Raw genomic sequence first — 22,879 nt, 5'->3', positions numbered from 1 at the left:
GATCTTGCTCCGTAGGCAAGGAATGGACTATACCTGTCGGCACTTCATCGTCGAATCCGTCGAGATCTTCGCGCCACGTGCCATCCGCACGACCCTGCTTGCCCTGACCGCGGTGCCGGGAAGGATCCGGTTCACCGCCTGAGTCCTGGAGAAGGCGAGGACTTGAGCATGGGATCCCCCTCCGAGAACAACGGTTTTGCGAACCACGGTTCCGAGAAGCGCGGCTCCGAGATCAACGGCTTCGAGACGAGCGGTCACGGGAACAACGGCTCCGCCGGTGTCGGCCGCAGGGAGCTGTTGAGGAGAGCGGCTGCGCTCGGCCTGGTCTCCGTTCCCTCGATGGGTTTTCTGTCCGCCTGCGCCAGCAGCGGCGGGGGTGACGAGGACAAGGCCAAGGCGGGAAAGAAGACCGGGAAGAACCCTCTCGCGGTCAACGAGACGGCTCAGATGGAATTCGTCGTTTTCGACGGCGGTTTCGGCAAGGAGTACGCCGAGGACGCCGTGAAGATCTACGAGAAGAACCTCCCGAAGGCGAAGGTGAAGTTCTCGGCCACCCAGAAGATCCAGTCGGCGTTGCAGCCCCGGTTCAACCAGGGCGCCCCGCCGGACCTGATCGACAACTCCGGTGCCGAGCAGATGGACATGGGCGTCCTGGTCGGCAAGAACCAGCTCGCCGACCTCACCCCGTTGCTGGACGCGCCGTCGTACGACGATCCGGGCAAGAAGGTGCGCGACACCCTGCGTCCCGGCATCGTCGAGATGGGCCAGTTCGACGGCGACCCGGTCTGGATCATGTACTACGCCTACACGGTCTACGGCGTCTGGTACTCGCAGAAGGCCCTGGACTCGCTCGACGCCACGTACCCGCAGACCTGGGACGAGATGCTCGCGGTCTGCGAGAAGGCGAAGAAGAAGGGCATCGCGGGTTGGACGTACGCGGGCAAATACCCCTATTACCTCCCCTTCTCCCTCTATGCGATGATCGGCAAGGTGGGCGGTCGCGAGGTACTCGACGCCATCGACAATCTGGAGCCGAACGCCTGGAAGCACCCCGCCGTGAAAGCGTGTTTCGACGCCTATTACGAGCTCTACCAGAAGGGTTACGTCCTCAAGGGCACGCCGGGACTGGACCACATCCAGTCGCAGACCGCCTGGGCCAAGGGCAAGGCCCTGTTCCTCCCGAACGGCTCCTGGGTGGAGAACGAGTCGGCGAACGTCATCCCCGCCGACTTCGGCCTGGCGGTCTCCGCGCCCACCGGCATCGACTCCTCCGACAAGATGCCCTTCGGCACCATCTGGGCCTCCGGAGGCGAGCCGTTCGTCGTCCCGGCGGGGGCGAGGAACGCGCCGGGCGGCATGGAGCAGTTGCGCATCATGCTCAGCGAGGGGTCCTCGAAGAACTTCACCTCCAAGGTCAAGTCGCTGACCGCCTACAACGGCGGCACCGACGGCATCACCCTCACCCCCGGTCTCAAGTCGGGCGTGGCCGCGCTCGAGAAGGCGGGCGACAACGTGGTGAATCCACGGCTGCAGGACTGGTACGTCCAGCTGCAGAAGGAGAAGATCGGGGTGTCCGGACTCGGCGAGATGATGGCGGGCCGGCTGACCCCGGCCGAGGCGATCAGGAAAATCCAGGGATACGCCGACGCGGCGGCCAAGGACACGTCGATCAAGCATTACCGGCACCAGTGACGGCGGGCATCACGGCGAAGCACCCATAAAGCACCGGAGTGGCGATGCAGCACGGCAAGTACCGGTTCGTCGTGGGGTTCCTGGCGGCGCCCCTGGGACTGTACGCGCTCTTCGTGGTGTGGCCGTTCGTCCAGTCGATCTACTACTCGTTCACGGACTGGACCGGCCTGAGCCCCGAATTCAAGACGGTCGGCCTGGACAATTACCGGAGGATGCTGGACGACGAGATCTTCTGGAAGTCCCTGCAGCACAGTCTGCTGTTCGCGCTCGTGCTGCCGCTGGTGACGATCGGTCTGGCGCTGTTCTTCGCCTTCATGATCAATGTCGGTGGACGCGGAAGGAAGGGGGGCCCGGTGGTCTCCGGCGTCCGGGGCTCCTCGTTCTACAAGATCGTTTACTTCTTTCCGCAGGTGTTGTCGATCGCCATCGTCGCGCTGCTGTTCGCCTTCGCGTACAACCCGGACAGCGGTGCGATCAACTCGTTGTTCCGGGGCGTCGGGCTGGACGGCCTTCAGCCCCTCTGGCTCGGCGATCCGGACCTCGCCCTGTGGTGCGTGATGGCGGTGCTCGTCTGGTCCACGGTCGGCTTCTTCGTGGTGCTGTTCTCGGCGGGCATGGCGTCCATCCCGGCGGACCTGTACGAGGCCGCCCTGCTGGACGGCGCGAACCGGGCCACGACCTTCTTCCGCATCACCCTGCCGCTGCTGTGGGACACGGTGCAGTCGGGCTGGGTCTACATGGGCATCCTCGCGCTCGGGGCCGAGTCGTTCGCGGTCGTGCAGATCATGACGACCGGACCGGGCGGCCCCGACTACTCGACCACCGTCATGGTCCTGTACGTGTACCAGAAGGCGTTCCGCGACGGTCAGGCCGCCTACGCCACCACCATCGGCGTCGCCCTGCTCGTCGTGACGCTGGCCTTCGCCGCGGCCGTGATGCGGCTCGGGCGACGCGAGCGGCTGGAGTACTGACGATGAAGACGACCGAAAGCCCCGCGCCCCTGCCGGCCGAGTCCGGCTCCGACGTCGTCGTCACCAAGGTCGACGTGCCGTCCGGGAGACCGCCCGTAAAGGAGAAACCGGAAGGAAGCGTCCTCAATGTCTTTTCTCATGGCGTTCTGGTCATCTGGGCGGTCATGGTCGTGCTGCCGCTGCTCTGGGCGGTGATGACCTCCTTCAAGGACGACAGCGCCATCTTCGGTTCTCCCTGGTCGCTGCCCGACCGGCTGCACTTCGACAACTGGTCGCGGGCCTGGACCGAGGCGAACATGGGCGACTACTTCCTCAACACCGTCCTGGTGGTGGGGGGGTCACTCGTCGGCACGCTGGCGCTCGGCTCCATGGCGGCCTACGTGCTGGCCCGCTTCGACTTCCCCGGCAACCGTTTCATCTACTTTCTGTTCGTCGGCGGCATGAGTTTCCCGATCATGCTGGCGCTGGTGCCGCTGTTCTACGTCGTGAACAACATGGGACTGCTGAACACCATCCACGGCCTGATCCTCGTCTACATCGCGTACTCGTTGCCGTTCACGGTCTTCTTCCTGACGGCCTTCTTCCGCACGCTGCCCTCGTCGGTCGCGGAGGCCGCCTTCGTGGACGGCGCCTCGCACAGCCGTACGTTCTTCCAGATCATGCTGCCGATGGCCAAGCCCGGCCTGATCAGCGTCGGCATCTTCAATTTTCTGGGCCAGTGGAACCAGTACATGCTGCCGACGGTCCTCAACACGGACCCCGACAAGCGCGTCCTCACCCAGGGCCTGGTGCAACTGGCCGTCAGTCAGGGTTACAAGGGTGACTGGTCGGGACTCTTCGCGGGCCTGGTGATGGCCATGCTGCCGGTGCTGGCCGCCTACGTCGTCTTCCAGCGCCAGGTGGTACAGGGCTTGACGGCGGGCGCACTGAAGTAGGACCCCCACCCGGTTCGGCCCACCCGGTTCGGCCCACCCGGTTCGCCCCCCGTCTCTGCCGCGAGGCCGCCGTCCGACCGTCCCGCCCCATGGCCGCCCGCGCCCTGGATGTCACCGGCATTGCGCTGCGGTGGCCGTGCCGGCCCGCGCCCCGGACTTCCGCGCACCGGCGCGCAACCCCGTCGCGCAACCCCCCGCGCCCACCCCGGTACCGTCCGTTACCGATCGTTTCGCCACACTCCGTGTCTCTCTGCAACCGGGCGGATACTGTTCAACCTCTTGACGGGAGGCAACGCGAACGGCTCAGCTTAGAGTTCACTAGTTGGACATAGACGGGGTCTCATCGATGCGGCCCCGCGCGCAGGAGGTCGTCGTGGAGACTCCGGGGTCGCAGTCGTCGCTGCACCGAGCCAACCTGGAGCGGGTCGTACGCGCCGTGCGTCTGGCCGGATCCCTCACACAGGCGGAGATCGCCCGGGCGACCGGCCTCTCGGCCGCGACCGTCTCCAACATCGTGCGCGAGTTGAAGGACGGCGGCACGGTGGAGGTGACGCCCACCTCGGCCGGTGGCCGAAGGGCCCGCAGCGTCAGTCTGAGCGGCGATGCCGGCATCGTCATAGGGGTCGACTTCGGGCACACGCACCTACGGGTGGCCGTGGGCAACCTGGCCCATCAGGTCCTCGCCGAGGAGTCCGAGCCGCTGGATGTGGACGCCTCGTCGACGCAGGGCTTCGACCGGGCGGAACAGCTGGTCAGCCGGTTGATCGAGGCCACCGGGGTGGACCGCGCGAAGATCGCGGGAGTGGGCCTGGGCGTGCCCGGGCCGATCGATCTCGAGTCCGGCACGCTCGGCTCGTCCGCCATCCTGCCCGGCTGGATCGGGACCAGGCCCGCGGAGGAGATGAGGGGCCGGCTGGGCGTGCCTGTGCACGTGGACAACGACGCCAACCTCGGGGCCCTCGGAGAGATGGTCTGGGGCAGCGGCCGGGGCGTGCGCGACCTCGCCTACATCAAGGTCGCGAGCGGTGTCGGAGCCGGCCTGGTGATCGAGGGGAAGATCTACCGCGGGCCCGGCGGAACCGCAGGAGAAATCGGACATATTACACTTGACGAGTCCGGCCCGGTCTGCCGCTGCGGAAACCGGGGCTGCCTGGAGACCTTCGCGGCCGCGCGCTACGTGCTCCCGCTCCTCCAGTCCAGCCACGGCACGGATCTGACGATGGAAGGTGTGGTGCGGCTGGCCAGGGACGGTGATCCGGGCTGCCGTCGGGTGATCGCCGACGTCGGCCGACACGTCGGCAGTGGAGTGGCCAATCTCTGCAATCTGCTGAACCCGAGCCGGGTGGTCCTGGGCGGTGATCTCGCCGAGGCGGGAGAGCTGGTGCTCGGTCCGATAAGGGAGTCCGTCGGCCGCTATGCGATCCCGAGTGCGGCGCGTCAACTCTCCGTTCTCCCGGGGGCACTTGGGGGCCGTGCGGAGGTGCTCGGAGCGCTCGCTCTCGCACTGAGCGAGATGGGCGATTCGACCCTTTTGGACGGCACCCTGACCGCAGCGACACCTGCCTTCACTTAGAGAACGAATGACGCCGTTGCCATCTCGTTAAGTATTTACTTCTTGACGCCGAACTTGCGGCCGAGTTGACTTCGAGCCACCTCGGCCGCAGCGCTGCGGCCCTGTCAGGGAGGCACACCCCAATGAACGCAACGATGCGTAGAGTCGTGATCGGCGCCACCGCCGTGTCCATGGCGCTGTCGATTGCCGCGTGCGGCAAGGCGGGCGACGACAAGGCCAGCGACTCCGGCAGCAGCAGCTCGGGCGACAAGTCCATCGGCCTGCTGCTTCCCGACAGCGTCACCGCGCGGTACGAGAAGTTCGACAAGCCGTACTTCGACGCCAAGGTCAAGGCGCTCTGCTCCGACTGCAAGCTCGAGTACGCCAACGCCGCGGCCGACCCGGCCAAGCAGGCGCAGCAGGTCAGCAGCATGGTGACCAAGGGCGTGAAGGTCATCGTGATCTCCGCCCAGGACTCCGCCGCGATCAAGTCCTCGATCCAGTCCGCGGTCGACAAGGGCGTCAAGGTCGTGGCGTACGACCGTCTCGCCCAGGGCCCGGTCAGCGCCTACGTCTCGTTCGACAACGTCAAGGTCGGCGAGCTCCAGGGCCAGGCCCTGCTCGACGCCCTCGGCGCGAAGGCGACCCCCACCTCCAAGGTCGTCATGATCAACGGTGACGACGCCGACCCGAACGCCGGCCAGTTCAAGCAGGGCGCGCACAAGGTCCTCGACGGCAAGGTCGACATCGCCTACGAGCAGTCCGGCCTGTGGAAGGACACCGTCGCGGCCCAGAAGATGTCCGCGGCCATCACCCAGCTGGGCGCCAAGAACATCGCGGGCGTCTACGCCGCCAACGACGGCATGGCCGGTGGCATCGCCAACACCCTCAAGGGCGCGAAGATCAGCGGCATCCCGCTGACCGGCCAGGACGCGGAGCTCGCGGGCATCCAGCGCATCGTCGCCGGCACCCAGTCCTCCACCGTCTACAAGGCCTTCAAGCCGGAGGCCGAGGCCGCCGCCCAGCTCGCGGTCGACCTGCTCAACGGCAAGGACATCAAGGGCGCCGCCTCCGAGACGCTCACCAGCGGCTCCGGCGACAAGGTTCCCTCGCAGCTGCTGACCCCGGTGTCGGTCACCAAGGCCAACATCAAGGACACGGTCGTCAAGGACGGTCTCTACACCGTCGCCGACATCTGCACCGCCGAGTACGCCGCCGCCTGCAAGGCCGCCGGCCTCCAGTAGCGGCTCGGCGGTCCCGAGGGCCCCGCCCGGGACGCGCCGCACACGAGCGCCGCTCCCCGGAACCGGCCTTCGGGACCGCCGACCGCCCCGCGGTCCCCGTGAGACCTGTCCGACGCCCGCCCCACCTTCACACCCCGCTGCCGGGGAGGGCGTCGGACGGAACCTCGCCCAGTGAGAGAACCGTTGCCAAGCGCAGCGGATTCACGCATGTTCATCTTGTAAACCTCGTGCGTCGACGTCGCGCCCCGCGCCGTCGTCCACATCCCTCCGCGCCTGTCTTTGCGCGCGGCATCCCCGCCGGTCAGGCGGCGAAGGAGATGGTTCACGTGTCCGCTACGCCCGTGCTGGCGTTGCGCGGAGTCTCCAAGCGATTCGGTGCGGTGCAGGCACTCACCGACGTCGAGCTGGAGGTCCACGCCGGAGAAGTGGTCGCCCTGGTGGGCGACAACGGCGCAGGGAAGTCGACCCTGGTCAAGACGATCGCAGGGGTCCACCCCATCGATGAGGGCGTCATCGAGTGGGAGGGCCGGCCGGTCAGCATCGACAAGCCGCACGACGCCCAGGGACTCGGCGTCGCGACGGTCTACCAGGACCTCGCGCTGTGCGACAACCTCGACGTCGTCGGCAACCTGTACCTCGGACGGGAGCTGCTGCGCCGCGGCGTCATCGACGAGGTGTCGATGGAGAAGAACGCCCGCGAGCTGCTCTCCACGCTCTCCATCCGCATCCCGAGCGTCCGCATCCCGATCGCGAGCCTCTCGGGCGGTCAGCGCCAGGTCGTCGCGATCGCCCGTGCGCTGATCGGCGACCCGAAGGTCGTCATCCTCGACGAGCCCACCGCGGCGCTCGGCGTCGAGCAGACGGCGCAGGTCCTCGACCTGGTCGAGCGGCTGCGCGAGCGCAACCTCGGCGTCATCCTCATCAGCCACAACATGGCCGACGTCAAGGCGGTCGCGGACACCGTCGCCGTGCTGCGCCTGGGCAAGAACAACGGCTCCTTCCCCGTGAAGGACACCAGCCACGAAGAGATCATCGCCGCGATCACCGGTGCCACGGACAACGCCGTGACCCGTCGTGCGGGGCGTCGCACCGCGGAGGCGGCCAAGTGAGCGACACGTCGAAGACCGTGAAGAGCGACTCCACAGAGCCGGGCAAGGCCGAGACGGCCACCGGGCTCGAGAAGACCCAGGGCGTCGTCGAGGACCAGACGACCGTCGCGCCCGCCGACGACCCGACGGCCGCGCCCGTCTCCGTCGTCGACCCGCGGCTGCTGGTCCGCGAGGAGGGCCTCAAGGGCTACGTCACCGAGTTCAAGCGCAAGGTCAAGAGCGGCGAGCTCGGCCAGCTCCCGGTCGTCCTCGGCCTGATCGTCATCTGGACGATCTTCCAGCTGAAGAACGACCGCTTCCTCAGCGCCGACAACCTCTCCAACATCAGTTACTTCCTGTCGGCCACCGGCATGCTCGCCATCGGCCTGGTGTTCGTGCTGCTGCTCGGGGAGATCGACCTGTCGGTCGGCTCCGTCAGCGGTCTGGCGTCCGCGGTGTTCGCCGTGTTCGTGGTGGACCACAGCATGAACCCGTGGCTCGCGCTCGCCCTGACCATTGTCACGGGCATCGCGATCGGCGCCCTGCACGGATGGTTCTTCGCGAAGATCGGCGTACCGGCCTTCGTGGTCACCCTGGCCGGCCTCCTCGCCTGGAACGGTCTGATGCTGTGGCTGCTCGGCTCCAACGGCACGATCAACCTGCCGTCGGACACCGGCCCGATCCACCTGCTCGGCCAGAACTCCTTCTTCATGGACCAGGCCATCATCGGGGCCTACCTGCTGGCCGGCCTGGCCGTCGTGCTGTCCCTGGTCGGCAACTTCGGTGAGCAGCGCCGACGCCGGGCCGCAGGCGTCCCGCACCGTGCGACCGGTGAGATCCTGCTGCGCGTGGGCGCCCTCGCCCTCGCGGCGTTCGTCTCCGCCGCGGTGCTGAACAACGCCTCCGGCGTCTCCAACGCGCTGGTCATCTTCCTGGCCGCGCTGGTGATCGTGGACTTCGTGCTGCGTCGCACCACGTACGGCCGCAAGGTCTTCGCGGTCGGCGGCGGCATCGAGGCCGCCCGCCGGGCCGGCATCAACGTGCCGATGGTCAGGATCACCGTGTTCGCCATCTCCGGCGGGTTCGCGGCGGTCGGCGGCATGTTCTTCGCCGGCCAGACGGCAGGCGCGTCGCTGAGCGCCGGCGCCGGCGACACCCTGATGCTCGCCATCGCGGCGGCCGTCATCGGCGGCACCAGCCTCTTCGGCGGCCGCGGCACCGTCTGGTCCGCCCTGCTGGGCATGCTGGTCATCCAGTCCATCCGGACCGGTCTCGACCTGCTGAACATGAACACCTCGATCCAGTACATGATCACCGGTGGTGTTCTGCTCGGCGCGGTCGTCATCGACTCGGTGTCCCGCAAGAGCCAGAAGGCGGCCGGTCGAGGCTAGTCCCTCCGTACGACCGTACGACCCCCTGTGCCCGGCGTCCGTTCAGATGCCGGGCACAGTCGTGTCATGGGAACGGTGGATCGTGGGTACGGCCGTTCGGGTGACGTATGACGCACGGGCCGGAGTCCGGCCGCCCCGGCGGAACATTAGACTCGACAAGCCCGGCAACAGCTCGATCAGCTTTTACTGCAAGGAGGCACGGGTGCCGCTGCTGACCCGCATCAGGGGACCGCGCGATCTGGACCGGCTCAGCCTGGAGGAGCTGGACCAGCTGGCAGGGGAGATCCGCACCTTCCTCGTGGACGCCGTCTCCAAGACCGGCGGCCACCTCGGCCCCAACCTCGGCGTGGTCGAGCTCACCCTCGCCCTGCACAGGGTCTTCGAGTCGCCCAAGGACAAGGTCCTGTGGGACACCGGACACCAGTCCTACGTGCACAAGCTGCTCACCGGCCGGCAGGACTTCTCCCGGCTGAAGATGAAGGGCGGCCTGTCCGGCTACCCCTCGCAGGCCGAGTCCGAGCACGACGTCATCGAGAACAGCCACGCCTCCACGGTGCTCGGCTGGGCCGACGGCATCGCCAAGGCCAACCAGATCCTCGACCGCGACAGCCACGTCGTGGCGGTCATCGGCGACGGCGCGCTCACCGGCGGCATGGCGTGGGAGGCCCTGAACAACATCGCCGACGGGGACCGCCCGCTGGTCATCGTCGTCAACGACAACGAGCGCTCGTACGCGCCGACCATCGGCGGCCTCGCCAATCACCTCGCCACCCTGCGCACCACGGACGGTTACGAGCGTTTCCTGGCCCGCGGCAAGGACCTCCTCGAGCGCACGCCCGTCGTCGGCAAGCCGCTCTACGAGACCCTGCACGGCGCCAAGAAGGGCCTGAAGGACTTCATCGCCCCCCAGGGCATGTTCGAGGACCTCGGCCTGAAGTACGTCGGACCGATCGACGGCCACGACATCGAGGCGCTCGAGTCCGCGCTGGCCCGCGCCAAGCGCTTCGGCGGCCCCGTGATCGTGCACTGCCTCACCGAGAAGGGCCGCGGCTACCAGCCCGCCCTCCAGGACGAGGCCGACCGCTTCCACGCCGTCGGCAAGATCCACCCCGACACCGGTCTGCCGATCGCCACCTCCGGCGCCGACTGGACGTCCGTCTTCGGCGACGAGATGGTCAGGCTCGGCGAGGAGCGCACGGACATCGTCGCGATCACCGCCGCCATGCTCCAGCCGGTCGGACTCGACAAGTTCGCCAAAGCCTTCCCGGACCGGGTCTACGACGTCGGCATCGCCGAGCAGCACGGCGCGGTCTCCGCCGCGGGCCTGGCCCACGGCGGGGTGCATCCGGTGTTCGCGGTGTACGCCACATTCCTCAATCGTGCCTTCGACCAGGTCCTCATGGACGTCGCCCTCCACAAGTGCGGTGTGACATTCGTACTGGACCGGGCGGGCGTCACCGGCACCGACGGCGCCTCCCACAACGGCATGTGGGACATGTCGATCCTCCAGGTCGTTCCCGGTCTGCGGCTCGCCGCCCCGCGCGACGCCGACCAGGTCCGCGCCCAGCTGCGCGAGGCCGTCGCCGTCGACGACGCGCCGACCGTCGTCCGCTTCTCCAAGGGCGCCGTCGGCCCCGCCGTGCCCGCCGTGGGCCGCGTCGGCGGGATGGACGTGCTGCGCGAGAGCGGCACCGACACCCCCGACGTGCTGCTGGTCTCCGTGGGCGCACTCGCCCCGATGTGCCTGGAGATCGCGACGCTCCTCGACCGGCAGGGCATCACCACCACCGTCGTCGACCCGCGCTGGGTCAAGCCCGTCGACGAGGCCATGGCCCCGCTCGCCGAACGGCACCGCGTGGTCGTCACCGTCGAGGACAACTCCCGCGTCGGCGGCGTCGGATCGGCGATCGCCCAGTCCCTGCGCGACGCCGGAGTCGACGTCCCGCTGCGCGACTTCGGCATCCCGCCCCGCTTCCTCGACCACGCCTCCCGCGCCGAGGTCATGGCCGAGATCGGGCTCACCGCGCCCGACATCGCGCGGCAGGTCACCGGCCTCGTCTCCAAGCTCGACGGACGGTACGGCAGCGCGGCGGTCGAGTCCGTGGAGCCCGCCCGCGACTGACGTCGGCGCAGGCGACCCGAGCCGCCCGGATGGACCGGTTCCACCACTGTGAAGAGTGGTGGAACCGGTCCATTCGCGTTAACCGGCCCGCGGCGGGGCATACGGTCTACGCCCCCTCTCGATCATGTCGAGGACGACACAGCGTGGGAGGTACCCCGTGAGCAGCACCCTCTTCCGGACGAAGAAGGTCGAGCAGTCCATCCTCGACACCGAGGAGCCAGAACACGCGCTCAAGAAATCCTTGTCCGCGCTCGACCTGACCGTCTTCGGCGTCGGCGTCATCATCGGCACCGGCATCTTCGTCCTCACCGGCACGGTCGCCAAGAACAACGCCGGCCCGGCCGTGGCCCTGGCCTTCGTGGTGGCCGGGGTCGTCTGCGCGCTCGCCGCGCTCTGCTACGCCGAGTTCGCCTCCACCGTCCCGGTGGCGGGCTCCGCGTACACCTTCTCGTACGCCTCCCTCGGCGAACTGCCCGCCTGGATCATCGGCTGGGACCTGGTCCTGGAGTTCGCGCTCGGCACCGCGGTGGTCGCCGTCGGCTGGTCCGGCTACATCGCCTCACTGCTGGACAACGCCGGCTGGCACCTGCCGGCGGCGCTCGGCAGCCGGGACGGGGCCCACGGCTTCGGCTTCGACATCCTCGCCGCCGCACTCGTTCTGGTGCTCACCGCCATCCTCGTGCTCGGCACCAAGCTCTCCGCGCGTGTGACCTCGATCGTGGTCGCCATCAAGGTGACGGTCGTGCTGACCGTGATCATCGCCGGCGCCTTCTTCATCAAGGGCGAGAACTACGACCCGTTCGTGCCCAAGGCGCAGGCCGTCGAGGCCGGCGGGGGGCTGAACTCCCCGCTCATCCAGCTGATGTTCGGCTGGGCGCCCTCCAACTTCGGCGTCATGGGCATCTTCACCGCCGCCTCGGTGGTCTTCTTCGCCTTCATCGGCTTCGACGTGGTCGCCACGGCCGCGGAGGAGACCAAGCACCCGCAGCGGGACATGCCCCGCGGCATCATCGGCTCCCTCATCATCTGCACCACGCTGTACGTGCTGGTGTCGATCGTCGTCACGGGCATGGAGCACTACACCAAGTTGTCCATCACCGCCCCGCTCGCCGACGCCTTCAAGGCCACCGGGCACCCCTGGTTCGCGGGCTTCATCAGCTTCGGCGCCGCCGTCGGCCTCACCACCGTCTGCATGATCCTGCTGCTGGGCCAGACCCGTGTCTTCTTCGCGATGAGCCGCGACGGACTGCTGCCCCGCTTCTTCTCCCACGTCCACCCGCGCTACAAGACCCCGCACCGGCCCACGATCCTGCTCGGCGGGATCATCGCGATCGTCGCCGGCTTCACCCCGCTGAGCGAGCTCGCCGAGCTGGTCAACATCGGCACCCTGTTCGCCTTCGTGGTCGTCGCGATCGGCGTCGTCCTCCTGCGCAGGTCCCGCCCCGACCTGCCCCGGGCCTTCCGCACCCCGTGGGTGCCGTTCGTCCCGATCCTGTCGGTGCTCGCCTCGCTCTGGCTGATGCTCAACCTGCCCGCCGAGACCTGGCTGCGGTTCGGCATCTGGATGGTCATCGGATGCGTCGTCTACTTCCTCTACGGCCGCTCCCACAGCCGCCTCGGGCGAGCCGAGGCGTCCACCGCCCCCACCCCGGGCACCGGCGGCGCCGGCCCCGTGTGACGCACGCCCCCGAGCCCGGCCCCCGACGGCGACCGCCCGGGGCCGGGCTCGCGGCTGCGCAGCCCCGCCCCCGCGTCCGCGCCCAGAGGCGAAGGCCGTCAACCAGGGGCAGGCGGCCGGCCGCCTGCCCCTGCGAGCGGTGTCGTGCGTCCTGCGTCGTGCGGTGTCCCACCCGCCGTGGTGTCAGCCGCGTACCGCGCGCGGGCCCGTGACGTCCGCGCCGAGGTCCGTCACCCGGCGGCGCAGCTCACGGTCGGCGGTGACGACGAGACGGCGGCGGCCGGCGGCCTCGGCGACCAGTTCGACGATGCGGTCGTCCCCGCTGCCGGGGGCCGCCTCCACCCGCACGCCGGGCGCCGGCTCCACCCCGCGGGCCGTGCCCTCGACGACGAGGACGATGTCCACGGGCCCGGAGTGCCCCAAGAGGCCGTCCGCGGCCAGCCGGTCGCGCAACCGCTCCGCCGCGCCCCGCCGGTCCCGCCACCATCCGTCGGGGACCGACCCGACGACGTTCGCGGCGTCGACGATCACGAGCAGCGCGGGCGCGGAGTTGTCGTCGTCCATGCGGACCAGCGTCGCACGGACGGCGTCGCGGACGAGACCCGCGACCGAGAACCGGGGACGCAGCCCGCGGACGCGACCCCTGGACGAGATCGCCGGACGAGGTCGCCGGACGAGGTCGGCGGACGCGACCCCCGGCGGGCGTCGTCGGGACCCCGGCATAAAGTGATCGGGTGAACGGCGACTGGCTCATACGCGGCCGCGACGGACGGCTGGCTGTCTATCTGATGTCGGACGACGCCGTCCTGTGCCGTGCTGAACACGTCCCGGGCGGCCCCTGGGAGGCCCCGCGCCGGGTCGGCGGCGACCAGAGACTCCACCAGGTTCTCGCCGTCGGCCAGGGCGCGAACGGCTACGCCCACCTGGCCTCCTGGCGGCCCACCGCGCGGGAGGCGGCCGCACTGGTGCACTCGACGCACTTCCGGCCCCTGCTCGCCCCGCTGGACTGGGCCCCCGTCGGTCATCCCGACAAGAAGGGCGACCGGACCGGAACGCCCGCGGTCGCCGTGGACGCCCAGGGACGTGCGCATGTCTTCGTCCGCAACACCGGCGCCGGACTGTCCGTGGTCGCCCAGAAGGAGAAGGGCGGCTGGGACCCCTGGCGCGACCTGAAGGGGCAGGGCGTCGAGGGACCGCCCGTCGCGGCGGCGGGGACCTCCGGCCGCGTCGAGGCGTTCGCCGCCGGGTCCGACGGTCTCCTGCACTGGCGGCAGGAGGAGCCGGGCGCCCAGCCGGTCCTGCAGGAGCCTCTCAAGACGTCCGTCCGGCCCGGCACGCTGCGGGCGCTGGCCACCTCGGCGGGGCACGTCACGCTCTTCTACACCGACGACACCGGCGATCTGTGCGCCTGGCGTCCCGGCTCCGAACCCGTCGCGCTCCTCGCCGCCGCCGGACCCGGCCCGGTCGCCGCGATCCGCACCCGCCTCGACGACCACGACTGCACGCTGCTCGCCCAGCGCTCCGCGAGCGGCCGCGTCGCGTTCGCCGCCTATCCGACCGAACAGGAGTCGGTCGGCGCCTGGTGGACCGAGTCCGGCCCCCAGCTGCCCGCCGACGCCGGCGTGGCGCTCGCGAAGGACCACGAGGACCGGGTGGTCGCGGCCGCCCTGTCCCCGTCGACCGGGCTGCTGCACCTCACCCGCCGCAAGGACGAGCCGGGCCTGGCCCTCACGGCCTGGCAGACGGTCTGAGGCGCAGGCAACCGCCTCGGCGCTCAGCCCCCTCGCCCCCGGCCCTCAGCCCCCGGTCCTCACCCTCCGGCCCTCAGCCCCCGGCCCTCAGCCCCCGGCCCCCTGCCGCGCGACCCTGCATCCCGCTGCCCTCGGCTCGACGGCAGGCGGCGCGACCGTCCCAACTCCCACGGGGACCCGGCCAAGAGGCCACCTGGACAGGGAAAACGCAACTTCGACACGGCCCCGCCGGGGCCGCTACCTTCACCTGGCCTTCGGTGGTCGTCGCCGTCGCCCGCGGTTGCACGGGGAGTTCCTCCAGGCTGAGCCACCCGCGACGGGACGAGCCCGCAGGCCCACCGATCCTCGCCCCCGTGCGTGAGCCACCGAACCAGGTCCACACCAGGCACCCCCGACCAGGGAGAGACGCATGCCCATGCCCCGACTGGCGCTGTACACGTTCGGCGTCCTGAAGTCACCTCTCGCCGAACCCGCACCTCTCACGCGCGAGTTCTACGACGTCGGCGAGGCCGTCTACCGGAAGATCAGCCGGCACCCCGGACACCTCGCGCATGCCGAGGCGGCGGACGGTGACCGGGGCACACTCTTCGGGGCGGACTGGGGTGCATGGGGAGAGTTCGCCGTACCGGCGTGGTACAGCAAGGGCCGGACGCGGGAGACCACCGCCCTGGCCGCGACCCTCTCACTCTGGACCGGCCTGCGCCCCGCCTTCGACGCCGTCTACACCGGTGTGCACCGTGACGCGCTGAACAGGCGTTACGACTGGTTCGAGCGGACAGAGCACCCGAACCACGTGTTCTGGTGGCTCCCCGACGACGTGACGCCCACCTGGCGGGACGGGGTGTTCCGGCTGGAGCACCTCCACGGCCACGGCTCCGCGCCGCACGCCTTCACCTTCCACCACCCGTTCGCCCCGGACGGAACTCCGACCAGGAACGAGGACATCGGGCCGAAGAGCGACCAGGTTCCCTGACCAGGAGGCCTCGACGGCTCGGTCCGCTGTCGAACGCCTCGACTGGATGACGGCGCACAGCCGGCGCCGGGCGGCGGCGGCCTCGCGCGGCTGGCCCGCGCGGACCTCTCGGCGCCGGACCCCCGCCTCGCCGCCGTGGACGAACGACCGCCGGCCGGGGCCGACATGGCGCTGACGCATGCCGCCCGGCTCCGGAGCCCGCAGCCCGGTGGAGATCCAGAGGGCGACCAGGGCCCGCTCGCGGTGGGAGGGCGGCGCCGCGAACAGCTCGGCGAACCATGCCGGCGGGATCGAGCGCGGGATCCGCGGCGGCAGGCTCGGCCCGCAGCGGCCCACCCGCCCGGGCCGCCGGCCGTCCAGGGCGACGGCCGGACGGCAGAGGGCCTCCGCCATGAGCGGAGGCCCTCCTCACTTCGCCCTGCCCCCGGCGACCGGTGACGGGTCGTAAGCCGTTACGACGCTTACGGCCGTAGCAACTCTTACGGCACCTCTTTCGGTAACCGTTACGCCGGCACCGACGCGACACCCGGCGCCAGGAACTTCTTGCCGTTCACCCGCTCGGAGACGCCCGCGCGGTCCAGGTACGGCGTGATGCCGCCCAGGTGGAAGGGCCAGCCGGCGCCGGTGATGAGGCAGAGGTCGATGTCCTGGGCCTCGGCGACGACGCCCTCGTCGAGCATGAGCCCGATCTCCTGCGCCACCGCGTCCAGGACGCGGGCCAGCACCTGCTCCTCGGTCAGGACGCTGTCGCCCTGCTGCAGGAGCGCCGAGACCTCGGGGTCCAGCTCCGGCTTGCCGCTGTCGTAGACGTAGAAACCGCGCTTGCCCGCCTTGACGACGGCCGCGAGGTTCGGGGAGACCGTGAAACGGTCCGGGAACGCGCGGTTGAGCGTTTCCGAGACGTGCAGACCGATCGCGGGGCCGACCAGCTCGAGCAGCACCAGCGGGGACATCGGCAGGCCGAGCGGTTCCACCGCCTTCTCCGTGACCTCGACGGGGGTGCCCTCGTCGATGACGTTCTGCACCTCGCCCATGAAACGGGTGAGAATGCGGTTCACGACGAACGCCGGGGCGTCCTTCACCAGAACCGCCGTCTTCTTCAGCTTCTTGGCGACGGCGAAGGCCGTGGCCAGCGAGGCGTCGTCGGTCTGCTCACCGCGGACGATCTCCAGCAGGGGCAGGATCGCGACCGGGTTGAAGAAGTGGAAGCCCACGACCCGCTCGGGGTTCTTCAGCTTCGACGCCATCTCGGAGACCGACAGCGAGGAGGTGTTCGTCGCGAAGATGGCGTGCGCCGGGGCGACCGCCTCGACCTCCGCGAACACCTGCTGCTTGACACCGATCTCCTCGAACACGGCCTCGATGACGAAATCCGCGTCGGAGAAGCCCTCGGCCTTGTCCAGGACGCCGGACACCAGGGCCTTGAGGCGGTTGGCCTTGTCCTGGTTGACACGGCCCTTGGCGAGCAGCTTGTCGATCTCGGCGTGGACGTAGCCCACGCCCTTGTCGACGCGCTCCTGGTCGATGTCGGTCAGCACGACCGGCACCTCCAGGCGGCGCAGGAACAGCAGCGCGAGCTGCGAGGCCATCAGCCCCGCGCCCACCACGCCGACCTTGGTGACCGGACGGGCCAGGGACTTGTCCGGGGCGCCGGCCGGACGCTTGCCGCGCTTTTGCACCAGGTTGAACGCGTAGATGCCGGAGCGCAGTTCACCGCCCATGATCAGGTCGGCGAGCGCCACGTCCTCGGCGTCGTAGCCCTGCTGGAGGTCGCCGTTCTTGGCGGCGGCGATGATGTCCAGCGCACGGTAGGCGGCCGGGGCCGCGCCGTGCACCTTGCTGTCCGCGACGAACCGGCCGCGCGCGACGGCCTGGTCCCAGGCCTCGCCGCGGTCGATCACCGGGCGGTCGACGACGATCTCGCCCTTGAGGACGGACGCCGTCCAGATCAGCGACTGCTCCAGGAAGTCGGCGCCCTCGAACAGGGCGTCGGCGATGCCCAGTTCGTAGACCTGCACACCCTTGAGCTGCTTGTTCTGGTTGAGCGAGTTCTCGATGATCACCGAGACCGCCTTGTCCGCGCCGATCAGGTTCGGCAGCAGGGTGCAGCCGCCCCAGCCGGGGACCAGACCGAGGAAGACCTCGGGCAGCGAGAACGCGGGCAGCGCCGCGGACACCGTGCGGTACCGGCAGTGCAGACCGACCTCGACGCCGCCGCCCATCGCCGCGCCGTTGTAGTAGGCGAAGGTCGGGACCGCGAGATGCGCGAGGCGCTTGAAGACCTCGTGGCCGCCCTTGCCGATGGCGAGCGCGTCCTTGTGGTCCTTGAGGAGCTCGACGCCCTTGAGGTCCGCGCCGACGGCGAAGATGAACGGCTTGCCGGTGACGCCGGCCCCGACGATCTCGCCGGCCGCGGCCTCCTTCTCGACCTGGTCGATCGCGAGGTCGAGGTTGGCGAGGGACTGCGGGCCGAAGGTGGTCGGCTTGGTGTGGTCGAAACCGTTGTCCAGCGTGATCAGGGCGAAGCGCCCCGCGCCGAACGGCAGGTCCAGATGGCGTACGTGCGCCTGCGTGACGACCTCGTCCGGGAACAGCTCGGCCGCGCCCTTCAGAAGCTCAGCGGTGGTGGTGCTCACTTGTCGCCTCCGTCGAAGTGCGGGTTCTCCCAGATGACCGTCGCGCCCATGCCGAAGCCGACGCACATCGTGGTCAGGCCGTAGCGGACGCCGGGCTGCTCCTCGAACTGGCGGGCCAGCTGCGTCATCAGACGGACGCCGGAGGAGGCGAGCGGGTGGCCGAAGGCGATCGCGCCGCCGTACTGGTTGACGCGCTCGTCGTCGTCGGCGATGCCGTAGTGGTCGAGGAAGGCCAGCACCTGGACGGCGAAGGCCTCGTTGATCTCGAACAGACCGATGTCGGAGATGGACAGACCCGCCTGCGCGAGTGCCTTCTCCGTGGCCGGGATCGGGCCGTAGCCCATGACCTCCGGCTCGACGCCCGCGAAGGAGTACGCGACGAGACGCATCTTGACCGGCAGGCCGTTCTCGCGCGCGAAGTCCTCGGAAGCGATCAGGGAAGCGGTTGCGCCGTCGTTGAGACCGGCCGCGTTTCCGGCGGTGACCCGGCCGTGCACACGGAACGGGGTCTTCAGACCGGAGAGGTTCTCCAGCGTGGTCCCCGGGCGCATCGGCTCGTCGGCGGTGACCAGGCCCCAGCCCGTCTCACCGGCCTCCGGGTTGGTGCGGCGCACCGAGACCGGCACCAGGTCGGCCTGGATCTTGCCGTTGGCGTACGCCTTGGCGGCCTTCTCCTGCGAGCGCACCGCGTACTCGTCGGCGCGCTGCTTGGTGATCTGGGGGTAGCGGTCGTGCAGGTTCTCCGCGGTCATGCCCATGAACAGGGCGGACTCGTCGACCAGCTTCTCGCTGACGAACCGCGGGTTCGGGTCCACGCCCTCGCCCATGGGGTGGCGGCCCATGTGCTCGACGCCGCCCGCGACGGCGACGTCGTACGCGCCGAAGGCGACCGAGCCGGCGACCGCGGTGACGGCCGTCAGGGCGCCCGCGCACATGCGGTCGATGGAGTAGCCGGGGACCGAGGTCGGCAGACCGGCCAGGATGCCGGCGGTGCGGCCGATGGTCAGGCCCTGGTCGCCGATCTGCGTGGTCGCGGCGATGGCGACCTCGTCGATCTTCGCGGGGTCCAGGCCGGGGTTGCGGCGCAGCAGCTCCCGGATCGCCTTGACGACGAGGTCGTCGGCGCGGGTCTCGTGGTAGATGCCCTTCGGGCCCGCCTTGCCGAACGGGGTACGGACGCCGTCTACGAAGACGACGTCCCTGACGGTACGAGGCACGATGGCTCTCCTCCAGGGTGCGGGGTGGCACTGCTGCGACACGCAAGCGCTGAGCACGCGCTCAGGGCCCATGCTACTTGTGGGTAACGTAGCTGCACACCCCTGCCGGGAGGAGCGGCGAACGTCACACCCGACGAGTCTGCGCGATCACCCCGGTTCATGCCCGCGGCGGGGCCGTCGACCCCCTCGGTGTGAGCACCGGCGTCGGCACCGGATGCGACCCCGGACCCGACCCCGTGAGCACCCCGAACAGCGTCCGCGCGGCCTCCGCGCCGAATCCGTGCACGTCGTGGCTCATCGCGGAGAGCGTCGGATGGGTGAGCCGGCACAGCTGCGAGTCGTCCCAGGCGAGCAGGGAGACGTCACCCGGCACGGCGAGCCCCATCTCGGCCGCCACCGCCAGCCCCGCCACCGCCATGATGTCGTTGTCGTAAACGATTGCGGTAGGGCGGTCCGACGGGGCGGCGGTCAGCATCGACCGGGTGGCCCGCGCCCCTGCCTCCCCGGAGTAGTCCGTCGCGACCTGCCAGGCTCCGGCCAGCCCGAGACGGCGCGCCGCCGCGTCGAACGCGGCCGTCCGCATCATCGTGTGCCCGAGCGAGGCCGCACCCCCCACCCGGGCGATCCGCCGGTGCCCGAGCGCCGCGAGATAGCGCACCGCCTCCGTCACGGCCGTCGCGTCGTCGGTCCACACCGAGGTCAGACCCCCCGTCAGCGACGGATGCCCGACGGCGACCACCGGCATCCCGAGCCGCTCGACCGCCGCCACCCGGGGATCGTCCGCCCGGAAGTCCACCAGGATCGACCCGCCGATCTGCCGGCCCCGCCACCACGACTCCTGGAGCCCCGCCTCCTCCTCGACGCTGCGCACCAGTCGCAGCAGCAGCGAGCAGGAATGCTCGGTCAGCACGCTCTCCACACCGGAGACGAAGTCCATGTAGAACGGCTCCAGGCCCAGCATCCTGGCCGGCCGGCAGATCGCGAGCCCCACCACGTCCACCCGCGAACTCGACAGCGACCGGGCCGTCAGGTTCGGCTCCCAGCCCAGCTCCCGCGCCGCGGTGAAGATCCGGTCCCGGGTCGCCTCCGACAGCCCCGGCTTGCGGTTGAAGGCGAGGGACACCGCGCCCTTGGACACCCCCGCGCGCGCGGCGACGTCCTTGATGGTGATGCGGGGGGCGGGGGACGCCGTCATCGAGCGGGCTCCTGGCAGTACAGCGCGGCCCGGGCGGCGGCGGCGTCCGGAGTCTCCCAGCCCTCCACCCCGATCGTCACGCGCTCCCCGGGCAGCAACGTCACCAGCCCCCGGTCGGCCCGTGCTCCCGGGTCCAGCCGGTCGGCCTGGAGCAAGAGGTCCCGCACGAGGGTGCGCGCCGTGACGGTGACGGCCCCCCCGGTCACGTCCACCGTGAACTCGGGCCGCGGAAGGGCGAAGTCACGGTCGGCCACCGGGAAGTGCACAGCCCGCAGCCGGCCCCCGCCCGCGGCCCGCCCTGCGCCCCCGGACGCGTCCGGTGCGGGCAGGCCCCCCGCGTCGGCCACCAGGAACTCCTTCGCCCCGGCCGGCTCCAGCTCCGCCGGCACCGGCACCACCCCCACCGACCGTGCGCCGACGGCCAGTTCCAGCGTCGCGGTACCGACGACGTCGCCCTCCACGGTCAGCCGCCGCAGCGTCAGCGGGCCCGTCCACGGCTCGGCCGACTGGTTGACGGCGGCCGACACGAGCCGCCCGTCCCGCACCTGCAACGTGAGCAACCGGTCCGCGTACAGCCGCCGCAGCTCGTGGTAGAGCGGCTTCTCCCGCCCGTCCCCGTCGATCGCCGCCCAGGACGTCACCGGCCAGCAGTCGTTGAGCTGCCAGACGATCGTGCCCGCGCACACCGGCCAGTGCGACCGCCAGTGCTCGACCCCGGTCGCCACCGCCCTCGCCTGGTTGACCTGTGTGAGGTAGTGCCACCGGTCGAAGTCGCCCTGCGGAAGGGGGAAATGGCGGGCGAGGCCGCGCTCCAGCTTGCCGTTGCCGTCCTCCGCCTTCTGGTGGTGCAGCATGCCGGGCGAGTCCGCCGCGAGCTCCTCGTCCGGCAGCGCCCGCCGCAGCGTGGCGTGGGCCGGCGGGGCCTGCCAGCCGAACTCGGCCACGAAGCGCGGCACTTCACTTCGGTACTCGGCGTAGTCCTGCCGGTTCCACACCTCCCACGAGTGGTGCGTGCCGTGTGCCGGATCGTTCGGATGGCGCTCCCACGAACCCGACCACGGGCTCCCCGCCGTGTACGGCCGCGTCGGATCCAGCTCGCCGACGACTCTCGGGAGCATCCCCAGGTAGTAGCCCTCACCCCAGGAGTCCCCGGTGAGACGCTCCTCCCAGCCCCAGTCCCGGAAACCCCACAGATTCTCGTTGTTGCCGTTCCACAGCACGAGCGAGGGATGCGGCATCAGCCGTACGACGTTCTCGCGGGCCTCCGCCTCCACCTCGCCCCGCAACGGCTGCTCCTCGGGGTAGGCCGCGCACGCGAACGGGAAGTCCTGCCAGACCAGCAGCCCCAGCTCGTCGCAGGCGTCGTAGAAGTCCTCGCTCTCGTAGATGCCGCCGCCCCACACCCGGACCAGGTCGACCCCTGCGTGGGCCGCCTGCCGCAACCGCTTCCGGTATCGCTCCCGTGTCACCCGGGAGGGAAACACGTCGTCCGGGATCCAGTTCACGCCCCGCGCGAAGAGCCGCTCCCCGTTGACCACGAGGGTGAAGCCGCTCCCGTGCGCATCGGCGGAGGTGTCCAGCCCGACGCTGCGAAAGCCGACCCGCCGCCGCCAGACGTCGAGCGGCGCACTCCCGTGATGCAGCGTCAGCTCGACGTCGTACAGAGTCTGTTCACCGTATCCGCGGGGCCACCACAGGTCCGGGTCCGCAACCTCCACCCGCACGACGCCGTGCGTGCCCGTCACCTCGGCACGCGCCCGTCGTCCCCCCACCCGGGCCTCCAGTACGAGCCCCGCCTCCACCCGGGTCCGCTCCACGTCCACCCGCAACTCGACGACGCCGACGTCCCCTTCGACCGTCACCAGCGGCCGCACCCGGGCGAGCCGCGCCGTCGACCAGCGCTCCAGCCGCACCGGCCGCCAGATCCCGGCCGTCACCAGCGTGGGCCCCCAGTCCCAGCCGAACGAGCAGGCCATCTTGCGCAGGTACTGGTACGGCTCCGGATAGGCGCCGGGCCGGTCGCCGACCTTCCCGCGCACGGCCTCCGCCTCGGCGTAGGCGGAGACGAACCGGACGGTCAGCGGACCGCTGAGTCCCGTCACGTCGAAGCGGTACGCGCGGTGCATGTTCCGCACCCGGCCGAGGAGATGACCGTCCACGGTGATCTCGGCGACCGTGTCGAGCCCGTCGAAGACCAGGTCGGTCTGCTCGTGCCCGGACCGTACGGCCGGCAGCTGCGTCTCGTACGTCCACTCCCGCCGGCCCACCCACGCGACCTCGGTCTCGGCCCGCCCCAGGAACGGGTCCGGGATCACCCCGGCGGCGAGCAGATCGGTGTGCACACAGCCCGGCACCACAGCCGGCAGTCTCCCGCCCCCGTGCCGCAACTGCCATCCGTCGTCGAGTGGTGAGGCCTCCAGCATGCGCACTCCCT

General features: G+C 70.2%; 16 protein-coding genes. 11 read left to right on the top strand and 5 right to left on the bottom strand.

Annotated elements, in window-relative coordinates:
* Positions 1–168: 168 nt before the first annotated feature.
* The 9 genes from ngcE (at position 169) to OHS82_RS11650 (ending at position 12,673) form a co-directional block, all read left to right on the top strand.
* Entirely contained in the window at positions 169–1,692 is a 1,524-nt protein-coding gene (ngcE, locus tag OHS82_RS11690; RefSeq protein WP_242433005.1) for an N-acetylglucosamine/diacetylchitobiose ABC transporter substrate-binding protein, read from the top strand.
* A 44-nt stretch (positions 1,693–1,736) separates the two neighbouring features.
* The gene (locus tag OHS82_RS11685; protein ID WP_057575702.1) at positions 1,737–2,663 is read left to right on the top strand and encodes a carbohydrate ABC transporter permease; all 927 of its coding nucleotides are present in this window, start codon (positions 1,737–1,739) and stop codon (positions 2,661–2,663) included.
* Between the two features lie 2 nt (positions 2,664–2,665).
* The gene (locus tag OHS82_RS11680; protein WP_328433830.1) at positions 2,666–3,598 is read left to right on the top strand and encodes a carbohydrate ABC transporter permease; all 933 of its coding nucleotides are present in this window, start codon (positions 2,666–2,668) and stop codon (positions 3,596–3,598) included.
* 373 nt (positions 3,599–3,971) lie between these two features.
* A complete protein-coding gene (locus OHS82_RS11675) occupies positions 3,972–5,171 on the top strand; it encodes an ROK family transcriptional regulator (protein ID WP_057575706.1) in 1,200 nt (399 codons plus the stop codon).
* Between the two features lie 134 nt (positions 5,172–5,305).
* Positions 5,306–6,394, top strand: coding sequence for a sugar ABC transporter substrate-binding protein (locus tag OHS82_RS11670; protein ID WP_057575708.1), 1,089 nt, complete (start codon positions 5,306–5,308; stop codon positions 6,392–6,394).
* Between the two features lie 317 nt (positions 6,395–6,711).
* Complete coding sequence (locus OHS82_RS11665; protein WP_079041026.1) at positions 6,712–7,503, top strand: ATP-binding cassette domain-containing protein; 792 nt, start codon at positions 6,712–6,714, stop codon at positions 7,501–7,503.
* A complete protein-coding gene (locus OHS82_RS11660) occupies positions 7,500–8,873 on the top strand; it encodes a sugar ABC transporter permease (RefSeq protein ID WP_057575712.1) in 1,374 nt (457 codons plus the stop codon). The genes OHS82_RS11665 and OHS82_RS11660 overlap by 4 nt, the downstream gene beginning before the upstream one ends.
* Positions 8,874–9,075: 202 nt before the next feature.
* The gene (gene dxs / locus OHS82_RS11655; protein WP_057575714.1) at positions 9,076–10,995 is read left to right on the top strand and encodes a 1-deoxy-D-xylulose-5-phosphate synthase; all 1,920 of its coding nucleotides are present in this window, start codon (positions 9,076–9,078) and stop codon (positions 10,993–10,995) included.
* A 157-nt stretch (positions 10,996–11,152) separates the two neighbouring features.
* Positions 11,153–12,673: an amino acid permease gene (locus OHS82_RS11650; RefSeq protein WP_057575716.1), complete on the top strand. Its 1,521-nt coding sequence runs from the start codon at positions 11,153–11,155 to the stop codon at positions 12,671–12,673.
* Between the two features lie 183 nt (positions 12,674–12,856).
* On the opposite strand, the gene OHS82_RS11645 is transcribed toward OHS82_RS11650, so the two are convergent.
* Complete coding sequence (locus OHS82_RS11645; RefSeq protein ID WP_057575718.1) at positions 12,857–13,237, bottom strand: hypothetical protein; 381 nt, start codon at positions 13,235–13,237, stop codon at positions 12,857–12,859.
* A gap of 170 nt (positions 13,238–13,407) precedes the next feature.
* Between OHS82_RS11645 and OHS82_RS11640 the strand changes: the two genes are divergently transcribed.
* Positions 13,408–14,424, top strand: coding sequence for a hypothetical protein (locus OHS82_RS11640; protein WP_328433829.1), 1,017 nt, complete (start codon positions 13,408–13,410; stop codon positions 14,422–14,424).
* Between the two features lie 415 nt (positions 14,425–14,839).
* Positions 14,840–15,397: a DUF3291 domain-containing protein gene (locus OHS82_RS11635; protein ID WP_328436053.1), complete on the top strand. Its 558-nt coding sequence runs from the start codon at positions 14,840–14,842 to the stop codon at positions 15,395–15,397.
* A gap of 503 nt (positions 15,398–15,900) precedes the next feature.
* Here OHS82_RS11635 and OHS82_RS11630 read toward each other — a convergent pair.
* From OHS82_RS11630 to OHS82_RS11615, 4 genes are all read right to left on the bottom strand, one after another.
* Complete coding sequence (locus OHS82_RS11630; RefSeq protein ID WP_057575723.1) at positions 15,901–18,033, bottom strand: 3-hydroxyacyl-CoA dehydrogenase NAD-binding domain-containing protein; 2,133 nt, start codon at positions 18,031–18,033, stop codon at positions 15,901–15,903.
* The gene (locus tag OHS82_RS11625) at positions 18,030–19,250 is read right to left on the bottom strand and encodes a thiolase family protein (protein WP_057575725.1); all 1,221 of its coding nucleotides are present in this window, start codon (positions 19,248–19,250) and stop codon (positions 18,030–18,032) included. The genes OHS82_RS11630 and OHS82_RS11625 overlap by 4 nt, the downstream gene beginning before the upstream one ends.
* A gap of 157 nt (positions 19,251–19,407) precedes the next feature.
* Positions 19,408–20,445 carry a LacI family DNA-binding transcriptional regulator gene (locus OHS82_RS11620; protein WP_328433828.1) on the bottom strand — a complete coding sequence of 346 codons (1,038 nt, stop codon included), beginning with the start codon at positions 20,443–20,445 and terminating at the stop codon, positions 19,408–19,410.
* Positions 20,442–22,868 carry a glycoside hydrolase family 2 protein gene (locus OHS82_RS11615; RefSeq protein WP_057575729.1) on the bottom strand — a complete coding sequence of 809 codons (2,427 nt, stop codon included), beginning with the start codon at positions 22,866–22,868 and terminating at the stop codon, positions 20,442–20,444. The genes OHS82_RS11620 and OHS82_RS11615 overlap by 4 nt, the downstream gene beginning before the upstream one ends.
* Positions 22,869–22,879 lie beyond the last annotated feature (11 nt).

The organism is Streptomyces sp. NBC_00425 (genome assembly GCF_036030735.1).
Classification (GTDB): domain Bacteria; phylum Actinomycetota; class Actinomycetes; order Streptomycetales; family Streptomycetaceae; genus Streptomyces.
The sequence above is the reverse complement of the archived record's forward strand: the minus strand, read 5'-3'. Positions and strand labels throughout refer to the sequence as shown.